Raw genomic sequence first — 11,413 nt, 5'->3', positions numbered from 1 at the left:
AAAGGCATCGATAATGAGCCCATTAGATAAAGAAGCTCCTCAATTGCGCGGGATGGATGGTGAAGGTTCCGTACAGGTACATCAAGATACTGGCGTAAGCATTGATGGAGTAAAGGTTTTTTCAGTTTATGGAAAGGGTGGCATTGGAAAGTCCACGACTAGTTCGAACTTGTCAGCGGCTTTCTCAAAACTGGGTAGAAGAGTTCTGCAAATTGGGTGTGATCCTAAACATGATAGTACGTTTACTCTAACAGGCTCGTTAGTCCCCACCGTTATTGATATCCTGAAGGAAGTTGATTTTCATCCAGAGGAGTTACGGCCAGAAGATTTTGTTTTTGAAGGATTTAATGGAGTAAAATGTGTGGAGGCTGGCGGACCGCCGGCTGGAACGGGCTGTGGTGGCTATGTGGTTGGCCAAACTGTTAAACTTCTTAAGCAACATCATTTGTTGGATGATACTGATGTAGTGATTTTTGACGTTCTGGGAGACGTAGTATGTGGTGGATTTGCTGCTCCATTACAGCATGCAGATAGAGCTTTAATTGTCACAGCTAACGACTTTGACAGTATTTATGCTATGAATCGCATTATTGCTGCGGTGCAGGCCAAGTCTAACAATTACAAGGTCCGGCTTGCAGGCTGTATTGCTAATAGATCTCGAGAAACAAATGAGATTGATCGGTATTGTGAAACGGTGGGGTTTAGCCGCATTGCTCATATGCCAGATGCAGATGTTATCCGGCGCTCTCGTCTGAAAAAGAAAACTTTATTCGAAATGGATGCGGATGATGAGGTTGTTGCTGTACAGGCAGAATACATAAAATTGGCAGAGACATTATGGAATGGAACTGAGCCACTAGCGCCTGCGCCTATGGAAGATAGGGATATTTTTGAATTATTGGGATTTGATTAATGAATTATGATCAAACACTTTCACGTGTAGAGACGTATTTTGATAAAACGGCCCTAAAGACTTGGGAGCGCTTGACTTCCACGGCGCCGGTTTCTCGTATACGCCAATCTGTTCGTGATGGCCGCAATCAAATGCGAACAAAGCTAATTTCACAGCTTCCAAAGGATTTATCTGGAGCGAGAGTTCTGGATGCGGGATGTGGTACCGGTCAGCTTAGTGAAGAACTTGCTTTGCGTGGGTGCCAAGTAGTAGCGGCTGATATAAGTCCGTCGCTCTTAAATGTAGCGAGATCCAGAATTCCGGATCATCTTCATCAAAACATAGAGTTTATAGCAGGAGATATGGTCAGTAGTGAGCTCGGTAAGTTTGATTATGTGATCGCTATGGATAGTTTGATTTACTACAGAAGGAATGATCTTCGGGCGCTATTACTTGAGTTATCATCAAGAGTATCGGAGTCTGTTTATTTTACATTAGCACCAAAAACCATGCTCTTAATGCTTATGTGGTACATTGGGAAACTAGCTCCAAAAGGTGACCGCTCGCCAGTTATGGTGCCGCACTCCCTAAAGTCGATTGAAAGAGAATTTAACGGGAAATTGGAATTGAGTGATCTCGGGATCATTAACTGTGGCTTCTATATATCACACGCAATTGGGTGTCGAAAATGAAAAATCGGTCACCTCGTCTTTTACCAAATATTACGCGGTGGATGCTGCCATTTGCGGATGCAGCGAGTTCAGATTTTCCGCTTGGTCAATTGTTGAGGTTATCTCTATTCCAAATATCTGTCGGTATGGCAAGCGTCATGCTCTTGGGTACATTAAACCGTGTAATGATTGTCGAGCTTAGTGTACCTGCTCTCATCGTTGCTAGCATGATAGCCTTGCCTGTGCTTATCGCGCCTTTTAGGGCTCTTTTAGGTTTTAGATCAGATAATTATCGATCTGCAATCGGATGGAAGCGTGTGCCATATCTGTGGTTTGGCTCACTATGGCAAATGGGTGGATTAGCTATAATGCCATTTTCCCTTATGGTTTTATCTGGTGATCAAACCTTGGGTCCAAGCTGGGCAGGTGAAGTTTTAGCCGCGCTTGCATTTATTATGACAGGGATCGGTTTGCACATGACTCAAACGGCAGGTTTGGCTTTAGCGAGTGATCGAGCCAGTGATGAAAATCGCCCGCGGGTAGTAGCATTACTATACGTGATGTTTCTTGTTGGTATGGGTATATCCGCACTGATTATTGGTTGGTTGCTTCGAGATTTCACCAGTTTATTATTGATACGGGTTGTTCAAGGTGCTGCAATAGTAGGGCTTCTGCTTAATCTTATCGCACTTTGGAAGCAGGAAAGTATTAAACCAATGAGCAAAGAGGACCGCTCACTGCCAAAACCAGTTTTTAGAGAAGCTTTTTCAGATCTTATCAAAAGTGGCCAAACTGCTAGACTCATTTCTGTTGTATTTTTGGGGACAATCGCGTTCAATATGCAAGATGTTTTGCTGGAGCCATTTGGAGGCGAGGTTTTAGGTCTTAGCGTAGGTAAAACTACTTGGCTTACTGCATCTTGGGCCTTAGGCGCGTTGCTTGGTTTGGCATATGCAGCTCATCGTTTAGATCGAAATGGAGATTCAACAAGACTGATGCGAGGAGGCTTATTAGTCGGTCTAATCGCGTTCCCAACAGTAATCTTTTCTGCACCATTGGGATCAGCGGTATTATTTTTTATTGGTGCTTTATTAATCGGTTTTGGAGCTGGATTATTTTCCGTTGCTACTTTGATTTTAGCGATGACAATTCCAATATCTGGTATTGCTGGTCGCGGATTAGCAATAGGTGCTTGGGGTGCAGCTCAGGCTACAGCCGCCGGTATATCAATTGCATTAGGAGGTTTCTTACGAGACCTAATTAATTACCACGCAATGCGTGGTGCATGGGGAGAGGCGCTCGCCACGCCTGCTACGGGATATTCATTTGTTTATCATAGCGAGATTGCTTTGCTCATTGTCACATTATTGGTTCTGTTTCCATTAATCAGGCAAGGGCAGGGTATTGCCTCAAAAACTGATCAGGGGTCCGCCGGTATTCGGCTTGCGGATTTCCCGATGTGATCAAAGTGACCCTAGAAAGGAAACTATAATGACTACTACATTTTTTGCAAATTTTGATCTAGCGAGTGCCGCTATTTGGCTGTTCTGGATATTTTTCGCTCTTTTGATCATCTACATCCAGCGGGAGAACATGCGGGAAGGTTATCCCATGGAAAATGACGATGGAACTGCTGCGCCTAATCAGGGCATGTATCCTGTGCCAGATCCAAAGACATTCAAATTGCCTCATGGGCGTGGCGAGGTAAGTGTGCCAAATGCGAATGGAGAAAATCGTAAGGTTGCGCTTCAGCAAACTAGTCAGGCTAATGGTTACCCGCTTGAACCGACTGGTGATCCGATGAAAGATGGAGTGGGTCCAGCTTCTTGGGTTGCGAGAAGGGACGTTCCGGAGTTAGATGCTCATGGTCATCCTAAAATAATTCCAATGTCTGCCAATGGCCAATTTTCCGTTTCGAGTGGTCGTGATCCTAGAGATCTACCTGTCGAGGCTGGTGACGGCGCAATAATTGGGAAAATTTCCGATATGTGGGTGGATGAGCCTGAACAACTCGTTCGATATCTAGAAATTGAATTATCGCCATCTCATGGGGACGGTACTCGCCTTGTTCCAATGACCTTGGCTAGAATTCATTCTGACCGTGTGACGATAAAGTCTATTTTTGGATCACATTTTAGCGACGTTCCAAAACACAAATCACCTAATCAAGTGACTCTTTTGGAGGAAGAGAAAATTTCGGCGTATTACGCTGGAGGTAATCTCTATGCATCCTCTGAGCGCTTGGAACCGCAACTATAAGAAGACTGATGGGAGGGTCAAAATGTCTGAAGATGATTTTGCAGTAGAACCAATTGAGGGATTGCCAGAACTTCTACCAAAAGGAGAAGTAATATTATGGCAAGGTCGGCCAAATTGGTGGCGTTTAACTGTTGAATCACTTAACCTGTGGTGGGTCATCGGATATTTTGGCCTTTTGGCAGCTTGGAGGTTCCTTACGGTAATTGATTATATGCCCTTAGGAACTTCACTCTCTTTAAGTATACCATTTCTGTTTGTCGGCGGTTTTGTTGGGCTATTACTCTGTATAGTTGGATATATTCAAGCAAGGGCGACTTTATATACAATAACAAATAGAAGAGTAGCTATGAGAATTGGTGCTGCTCTTACGGTTACATTGAACTTACCCTTCACACAAATTGATAACGCCGCAGTGGCCAAAAAGAGCGGTGGTTTTGGCAATATAGCTTTAGAAACCGCGGGTCGTGCAAAGTTTTCTTACTTTGTACTGTGGCCTCATGCTAGAGCATGGTATTTTCGTAAACCACAGCCTACCTTCAGATGCATACCTGATATTGAAGAGGTTTCTTCAATTCTTGGTCAAGCCGCAAAGTCGAGAATAATTGAAAAGGAAAACCAAACCCAGCCTAATGCTCCAGGGGTGGGTATGGTCGTGAATTAGGTGAAGAAATGAACAATATAGCCATGCAAAACCGACAGTCAGAAAAAATCCCTAAGGCAATGCTTCGATTGATGTTTGCCTTGGTAGTTTTTGTTCTAATTGCAGTCAGTGTTGCGAGAGTAAGTGGACTGTCTCTTGTTGGCACACCTCCCCAGTCAGAAGTTGTGGCCAAAGCTTCTTTATACCTCTTTAGCGAGAAAAGTGGCGCTGTGAGGGTTCTAAATTCGCAAGGTGTCCTGCTTGCAAATTTAAGTGGTGAGGAAGGTGGCTTTGTAGCCGGTGTAGCCCGCGCTGTTGACTATGAACGTAAGAAACAAGGCGTGGAGTTGAATGCGCCAATAGAAGTAATCTGGAGAGAAAATGGACGAATTTCTGTCTATGATCCATCGACCGCGTGGCAAGCGGATTTGATGGGATTTGGCGCGGATAATTCTCGCGCTTTTGCCATGCTTTTAGCCAAAGCAAAGAAAGGGGAATAAAGTGGGAATATTTACTAGAGAAAGAGAAAAAGTACCTTGTACGGTAGAAATCAGTCACAAGTTTGAAAGTCTACATGCCCATGTGCGATTTAATAATGGAGCAGTGGTGCACCCAGGAGATGAAGTGCTGGTTGAGGGGCCAGAAATAATGGCGCCTTTTGGTGAAGTTGTTACAGAAGATCGCAGTGCGATAATTTTAAGGGCGAGTGTCATTGAACGACTTTGGACCCGAGCCACTGGAGACCTTGAAGTGATGGAGCTATGCGAATTTTCTTTTTCTGAGGAGGCAACATTATGAATAAGCACAGTGCAGACGCCACGACCGCTGAGGAAGCTTTAGCCATTCAAGAAAATTTGGATAGCAATATGGCTACTGAAGTGGCAATGAAAAATACCTTGCTAACTCCTCGATTTTACACAACAGACTTTGATGAACTCGATGCAGTAGATGTAAGCCACATAAAATCCGAGTGGGATCCATTGATAGAAAGGATGCTCAGTGATCCAAATAAGGGCCACTTTAAGAAAAATGATGATTGGGATCAGGTAGACTGGGATAATATGGAGCCGCAATTAAAAAAAGAATTTATAGATTTTTTAATTAGTTCCTGCACTGCTGAATTCTCTGGTTGTGTTCTGTACAAAGAAATGAAGCGACGTGGATCTAACAAAGAAATTACTCAATTATTTCAGTTAATGGCCAGAGACGAGGCTCGGCATGCCGGTTTCATCAATGATGCTCTTAGAGAAGCTGGTGTTGCTGTTAATCTGGGTTTCTTAACGCAAAAAAAGAAATATACCTATTTTAGGCCCAAGTTCATTTATTATGCGACTTACTTGTCGGAAAAAATTGGATATGCTCGCTATATTACAATTTTTAGGCATCTTCAGGAAAATCCTCAGCACAGGTTCCATCCAATTTTCAAGTGGTTCGAGGAATGGTGCAATGACGAATTTTCACATGGAGAGGCATTCGCATTGCTAATGAAGGCTGATCCGAAACTTACAAGAGGGATAAATGTTTGGTGGATAAAGTTTTTTCTTACCGCAGTTTACGCGACTATGTATATACGAGATCATCAGCGACCAGCTTTCCATGCGGCATTGGGCGTAGATCCCGATTGGTATGCTCATGAAGTATTCACAAAAACTTCCAAGCTTAGCAAACAGATTTTTCCTATTACTCTGGATATTGATCATCCACGTTGGAAAAAAGGTCTGTTAAACATACAAAAGGCAAATCAAGATCTTGCAGATGCGAAGGCTAAGGGCAGGAAGTTAGCGCAACTAACTTCCAGTATCCGAGCTGGTTTGGCATTTGTAATGTTATTCACCGTGCCAAGTAAAAAACACTCTGTTCCCTCGGTCACACGGTTGGAGCCTGCTTACTGATGTCAAATCCTATTGTTATAGCATGCCTTGTGGCAGTATTTAGCTGGTGGTTCTTCACTGGCATTATTTTGCTTCTTGTCCGCTATTCAGACGGTTCCAGTTATCGGTCTAGAAGACTTTATGCTATATGTTCATTACCCTTTCTTGTAGCTGGGTTTATATTGATGCAATACTCGTCACAGTTTGTTTCAGTATTGGCAGTGTACCTGTCTTTTCTTGGTGCTATGCTTGTTTGGGGTTGGCTCGAATATGTTTTTTTGATTGGAGTAATAACTGGGCCAAATACATCAAATTGTCCCTCGAATGTAACAAATGCTGAACGGTTTATCAGAGCTTGGGGGACACTAGCTTATCACGAGATAGCACTCCTTATCGCTCTTGGCTCAATTTTCTATCTATGCTGGTCCGCTGAGAATATGTTTGGTGTTTGGACATTTGTAATATTATATTTTGCTAGAATATGCGCCAAGTTGAATTTGTTTTTTGGTGTCCCGAGAATAAATGTAGAATTTGTACCGGCGACGCTATCTCATCTCAAAAGTCATTTTAGAATATCAGCTTTAAACTGGTTTTTCCCTCTATCAGTTACAATTCTGACCTTCGCATTAGGTTGCTGGATTGAACGTTTGTTATCAGTGAATTTGCTTAATGATATCACAGGCTTTACTTTGCTATCGTCTCTAACGGCTATGGCACTTTTAGAACATTGGGTAATGGTTTTACCCATCCCAGATGCCAAGCTCTGGCGTTGGATGTTACCTCAAGAAAAACAAAAAGAAGACCACTTTCGTCGAAAGGATTACCATGGACTATGATGCAATTTTTGCCACCCAGCTCAATCAATTAAAAGAGGAAGGCAATTACAGAATTTTCGCAGAACTTGAGCGTCAGTCAGGAGCCTTTCCCAAGGCTAAAAGTTATGATGACAATGCGCCAGACGAAGTTACAGTGTGGTGTTCTAACGATTATCTTGGAATGGGACAAAACCCAATTGTACAAAATGCAATGAAAGATGTTATCGATTCATGTGGGTGCGGTGCGGGTGGCACCAGAAATATTTCTGGTACTAATCACCATCATTTACTTTTAGAGAAGGAACTTGCAGATCTTCATAACAAAGAGGCTGCGCTTCTATTTACTTCTGGATATGTGTCTAATTGGGCTGCATTGAGTACTTTGGGGTCTCGTTTGCCGAAGGCTGTTATACTATCTGATGCATCGAACCATGCTAGTATGATTGAGGGCATAAGGCACTCAAGAGCTGAGAAAGTTATTTGGAGACATAATGACCCCGAAGATCTGGATCGAAAACTGGCCGCTATAGACCATGACCGTCCGAAGATCGTAGCGTTTGAGTCGGTTTACTCCATGGATGGAGATATTTGTCCGATGCAAGAAATTGTGGAAGTTTCAGAAAAGCACGGGGCAATGACATATCTGGATGAAGTGCATGCGGTCGGTTTGTATGGGCCCAGGGGTGGAGGAGTTTCTGAACAACTTGGGCTGTCAGATAGAATAACATTAATTGAAGGCACACTGGGAAAGGCTTTCGGTGTATTAGGTGGTTATATTACAGGATCCAGTCACTTGTGTGATTTCATTCGTTCGTTTGCCAGTGGATTTATTTTTACTACAGCGCTTCCACCAGCCATTGCTGCTGGTGCGCGCGCCTCAGTAGCTCATTTAAAGGTTTCTGAAATGGAAAGATTACGGCAGCGAGAGCAGGTTGCAAAATTAAGGGCAGGGTTAGACAAAGCTGGGATTCCACATCTGGAAAATTCTTCACACATTATTCCCGTCATGATCAAAGACCCAATAAAATGTCGTCAGATATCTGATATTTTGATGCATGAATATGGTATATATGTACAGCCTATAAACTATCCAACTGTCCCCAAAGGAACAGAAAGACTAAGGTTCACACCATCACCACTTCATTCTGATATCGATATAGAAAACTTGATATTTGCACTTAGTACACTTTGGAAGCAATGTGCTGTATCAAGGGCGGTTGCATAATATATCACTTTATGTTGACTTTACACAACAAGTACTAACTCTCTTTTTAGAACTAGTGGAGGATTATATGAATAAAGTTTTGAACATTTGTGCTATCGTAACCATGGTGGCCTCTAGTGCCGTTGCAGCGGGAGATGCTACGAAGGGAAAAAAGGGATTTAATAAGTGTAAATCCTGTCATATGATCGTTGATGATGGTGGAAACACAATTGTAAAGGGCGGTAAGACAGGTCCAAATCTCTACGGTATTTCTGGAAGAACAGCAGGTAGCGTTGATGGCTTCAAATATGGAAAGAGCTTGGCAGCCCTCGGGGAAACAGGATTTGTTTGGTCGGAAGCAGAGTTTGTTACCTATGTAGCAAACCCTAAAAAGTTTCTGGCTGATAAATTAGACGATAAAAAAGCCAAGTCTAAGATGTCCTTTAAGCTGAAGAAAGAAGCTGACGTCCTGAATATTTGGGCATATTTGCTCTCTGTTTCTGAATAATCTGTCCATTTTTGCAAGATAAAATTAGATGGCATTTTTCCCTAATATAGATGAAACAGATCTGGGGCTTTCCTCGTGCAGTAGGTGTCCTAATTCATCAAATTGAGTAAGCGACGAGTTGGGCATCAACTGATCCCAACTTTTAGAGATGTGAGGGGGAACGGTTTTATCCTTCTCTCCAACTAAAAAATGGATAGGTAACATTTCTCCAGGCAGTCGATCCAAAAATTTTCCAAGATCCCAATCCGCCATCAGTTGCAGCGTCCCGTCTACATGGTCGGAATTACTAAAGAGATATTGATAACACTTTATTTGCGGCTCTGGAATGATGGATCCAGTGCTATTAAGTAACTTTCTGACTATTTCTTCATTGTTTGCAAGTAGGTTTAAAAATCTTGCTGGAATAGAAGTAGAAGCAGCGATTTTTGCAAAATAGGGAAAAGCTAAGCCTGCTAGCCCTGAAAATTGGCCAAATGCAGCATTGATAGCTATTGTATTTGGTTTTGTTTTAATTTTTTTTGCTAGTTCGTAGGCTACAGCGGCGCCTGCGGAATGACCCATGATTATGTTGGGATAAAAGTCGATATTTCTCAGTAAAAGAGAAATTTGATCTACAATAATCATTAGTTGCTTTTTTTGCCTTACAAGTGCCCGAGTGAAACCGTGTCCTGGCAAATCCAAACATAATATTTCAAACTCCAAGTTAAGATTTTCAATCAACGGATACCAGCTATGTGAAGATGCGCCGGTTCCGTGAATAAGTAATAACTTTTTACCGTCAGAGCCAAACTTCTGAATGTGCCAATTGTAATTTTCTGACTTAATAAATTCGGAATTCGATCTATTTGGCCACCAGTTTGGTATAATTACGGTCACGCTTTTTCCAACGAGGTTTTGAGCGATTGAGAAAGATCTTTCGCGTTCGCTCTAGGTAGATTTATATACTCCGCTGCCATTTTATGTGCCAAATCGATAAGTTTTGGATTTGATTGTCGACCAACATCAATGAAAACTGCGGAAATTTTTCTGTCACGGGCTATGCTGGCTATCTTTTGAGCATCTTCCATTGCTTTGTCGCGTCCTGGGTTACCGTCCAAATCTATGTTTGCTTTTCCATCGGTTAATACAGCGATTACAGGAGTTTTGCTATTTTGTCGTGAGCGCTCCGCCATTTTAAGAGCCTTTTCCAAACCAGATGCTAACGGAGTACCACCCCCGGCTGCAAAAGAAGACAAGTTCTTTTTTGCCTGAACTAAGGAACGTGTTGGCTCTAGTAGGATCTCTGCGACTTGACCTCTAAACCCTATTAACGCAACAAAATCTCGTTTCGAATATGCATTTGTAAGCATTAGTTCTACGGCACCCTTCGCTTCAGCTAATCGAGCCATTGCTGCTGACCCTGATGCATCCACTACGAAGATAATTACGCGCTCGGATCTATCGTCGAATTGTTGGATTTGTAAATCTCCAGGAAGTATGATTATTCCGTCTCGATCTGGTTGTTGTCCTTTTCTCATTTTTTGCCATGGGGCTGCATTTCGTAGTGTTGATAAAATTTCTATTCTTTCTTGGCCGTTTGGCCTTCCATTAATGGATGGCCTTGGACGTCCTCGCTCTTTGGCTTTTATCTTGTAGCCGAATCCTGTTTTTCTACTCACTGATATCCCTTTACTTGTAACCTTTAGTTGGTTTATCAAATCGTCAGGGAGTTTTGCTTTTACAGCTTCAATAATCATATCTTGCAAAAATCGTGTTTGGTCTTCTTCAGTTAAATCATCACCTTGATCGTTTTCAGATGTTTTGTTTTTCTGAATGTTATCATCTGTTTGATCGGGTTCGGTTCTCTCCATTATGACGGCCCTGTGAGCCAATACCAAAACACTAGCAAGTTCTAGGTCGCCGTTTGAGACCTCTTCACAGCCGTTGATAGAAGATAAAATTTGAGCGGCTTTTTGAGCCATTAATACTGGACGGATGCTATAGATACCAAGTTTTATGGCTGAGAGTACAAGCGCTTTTTGTTGGTGCTTGGTTAGTTTTGCGCGAAAAGTATTACCAGCAGATGTTAACGGTTTTGCAGGTTTAAAGTCACAATATCTCACGTTGATCAAGTCAACCTGGAACGCGAGCCGATCCGAAATTTTAGGTAAAGCATTCGGTTCATCCTGTCGGGATTCATCCAAAATTAAGACTGGGCCAATTTTTTTCTCATCTATCCGTTTGCACATTACGGCTTGATTTTCTAAGGGCAATCGCTCGCCCATTACTTGTATAAACCATCCCGGTTTTTCCAATAACCCAGGCTGCTTAACAAGTTTCCCACTCGACATGGTAGAGATAGCATCTATCCCACCGGTAAGATCCTTTAGTGTGTAAAAAGGTTGAAGGACTGTTGCATTTATTTCCCCTGCCTTAAATAGGCTTCTTATATGGGAAGTATGTGTTTCACTGGCATTTTTAAAAACTATACCTCCAAAATCATGCGGTGCCGACGAACACAAACTTAGAGCTATTTCAGCAAGTTTAGCACTGTCCATGTTAACTTCTGGCATT

Annotated in this window: 13 protein-coding genes; 11 read left to right on the top strand and 2 right to left on the bottom strand. The window is 42.4% G+C overall.

Features of this window, described 5'->3' with window-relative positions; all coding sequences use genetic code 11:
• The first annotated feature begins 13 nt into the window (after positions 1 to 13).
• The 11 genes from bchL to ACTF5Q_RS01515 all read left to right on the top strand — a co-directional run bounded on the left by bchL (position 14) and on the right by ACTF5Q_RS01515 (position 8,860).
• On the top strand, positions 14 to 913 hold the full coding sequence (bchL, locus tag ACTF5Q_RS01565) for a ferredoxin:protochlorophyllide reductase (ATP-dependent) iron-sulfur ATP-binding protein (RefSeq protein WP_438952958.1): 900 nt from the start codon (positions 14 to 16) through the stop codon (positions 911 to 913).
• Positions 913 to 1,584, top strand: coding sequence for a magnesium protoporphyrin IX methyltransferase (bchM, locus tag ACTF5Q_RS01560; protein ID WP_438952957.1), 672 nt, complete (start codon positions 913 to 915; stop codon positions 1,582 to 1,584). Before bchL ends, bchM begins: the two co-directional genes overlap by 1 nt.
• The gene (locus ACTF5Q_RS01555; RefSeq protein ID WP_438952956.1) at positions 1,581 to 3,026 is read left to right on the top strand and encodes a PucC family protein; all 1,446 of its coding nucleotides are present in this window, start codon (positions 1,581 to 1,583) and stop codon (positions 3,024 to 3,026) included. The genes bchM and ACTF5Q_RS01555 overlap by 4 nt, the downstream gene beginning before the upstream one ends.
• A gap of 28 nt (positions 3,027 to 3,054) precedes the next feature.
• Positions 3,055 to 3,822 carry a photosynthetic reaction center subunit H gene (puhA, locus tag ACTF5Q_RS01550; RefSeq protein WP_438952955.1) on the top strand — a complete coding sequence of 256 codons (768 nt, stop codon included), beginning with the start codon at positions 3,055 to 3,057 and terminating at the stop codon, positions 3,820 to 3,822.
• A gap of 22 nt (positions 3,823 to 3,844) precedes the next feature.
• Positions 3,845 to 4,483: a photosynthetic complex putative assembly protein PuhB gene (puhB, locus tag ACTF5Q_RS01545; RefSeq protein ID WP_438952954.1), complete on the top strand. Its 639-nt coding sequence runs from the start codon at positions 3,845 to 3,847 to the stop codon at positions 4,481 to 4,483.
• 8 nt (positions 4,484 to 4,491) lie between these two features.
• Complete coding sequence (gene puhC / locus ACTF5Q_RS01540) at positions 4,492 to 4,962, top strand: photosynthetic complex assembly protein PuhC (protein WP_438952953.1); 471 nt, start codon at positions 4,492 to 4,494, stop codon at positions 4,960 to 4,962.
• Position 4,963: 1 nt separating this feature from the next.
• Entirely contained in the window at positions 4,964 to 5,260 is a 297-nt protein-coding gene (locus ACTF5Q_RS01535; protein WP_164377612.1) for a hypothetical protein, read from the top strand.
• Entirely contained in the window at positions 5,257 to 6,354 is a 1,098-nt protein-coding gene (gene acsF / locus ACTF5Q_RS01530) for a magnesium-protoporphyrin IX monomethyl ester (oxidative) cyclase (protein WP_438952952.1), read from the top strand. Before ACTF5Q_RS01535 ends, acsF begins: the two co-directional genes overlap by 4 nt.
• A complete protein-coding gene (puhE, locus tag ACTF5Q_RS01525; RefSeq protein ID WP_438952951.1) occupies positions 6,354 to 7,169 on the top strand; it encodes a putative photosynthetic complex assembly protein PuhE in 816 nt (271 codons plus the stop codon). The genes acsF and puhE overlap by 1 nt, the downstream gene beginning before the upstream one ends.
• Positions 7,159 to 8,373, top strand: a complete 1,215-nt coding sequence (gene hemA, locus ACTF5Q_RS01520; RefSeq protein ID WP_438952950.1) for a 5-aminolevulinate synthase — start codon at positions 7,159 to 7,161, stop codon at positions 8,371 to 8,373. Before puhE ends, hemA begins: the two co-directional genes overlap by 11 nt.
• Before the next feature lie 67 nt (positions 8,374 to 8,440).
• The gene (locus tag ACTF5Q_RS01515; protein WP_438952949.1) at positions 8,441 to 8,860 is read left to right on the top strand and encodes a c-type cytochrome; all 420 of its coding nucleotides are present in this window, start codon (positions 8,441 to 8,443) and stop codon (positions 8,858 to 8,860) included.
• Positions 8,861 to 8,884: 24 nt separating this feature from the next.
• Here ACTF5Q_RS01515 and bchO read toward each other — a convergent pair whose 3' ends face one another.
• Positions 8,885 to 9,736: an alpha/beta fold hydrolase BchO gene (gene bchO, locus ACTF5Q_RS01510; protein WP_438952948.1), complete on the bottom strand. Its 852-nt coding sequence runs from the start codon at positions 9,734 to 9,736 to the stop codon at positions 8,885 to 8,887.
• The gene (locus ACTF5Q_RS01505; RefSeq protein ID WP_438952947.1) at positions 9,733 to 11,412 is read right to left on the bottom strand and encodes a VWA domain-containing protein; all 1,680 of its coding nucleotides are present in this window, start codon (positions 11,410 to 11,412) and stop codon (positions 9,733 to 9,735) included. Before ACTF5Q_RS01505 ends, bchO begins: the two co-directional genes overlap by 4 nt.
• Position 11,413 lies beyond the last annotated feature (1 nt).

Origin of the sequence: Candidatus Salinivivens marinus (assembly GCF_965655845.1) — a bacterium.
Classification (GTDB): Bacteria; Pseudomonadota; Alphaproteobacteria; order Rhodobacterales; family Rhodobacteraceae; genus Salinivivens; species Salinivivens marinus.
The sequence above is the reverse complement of the archived record's forward strand: the minus strand, read 5'-3'. Positions and strand labels throughout refer to the sequence as shown.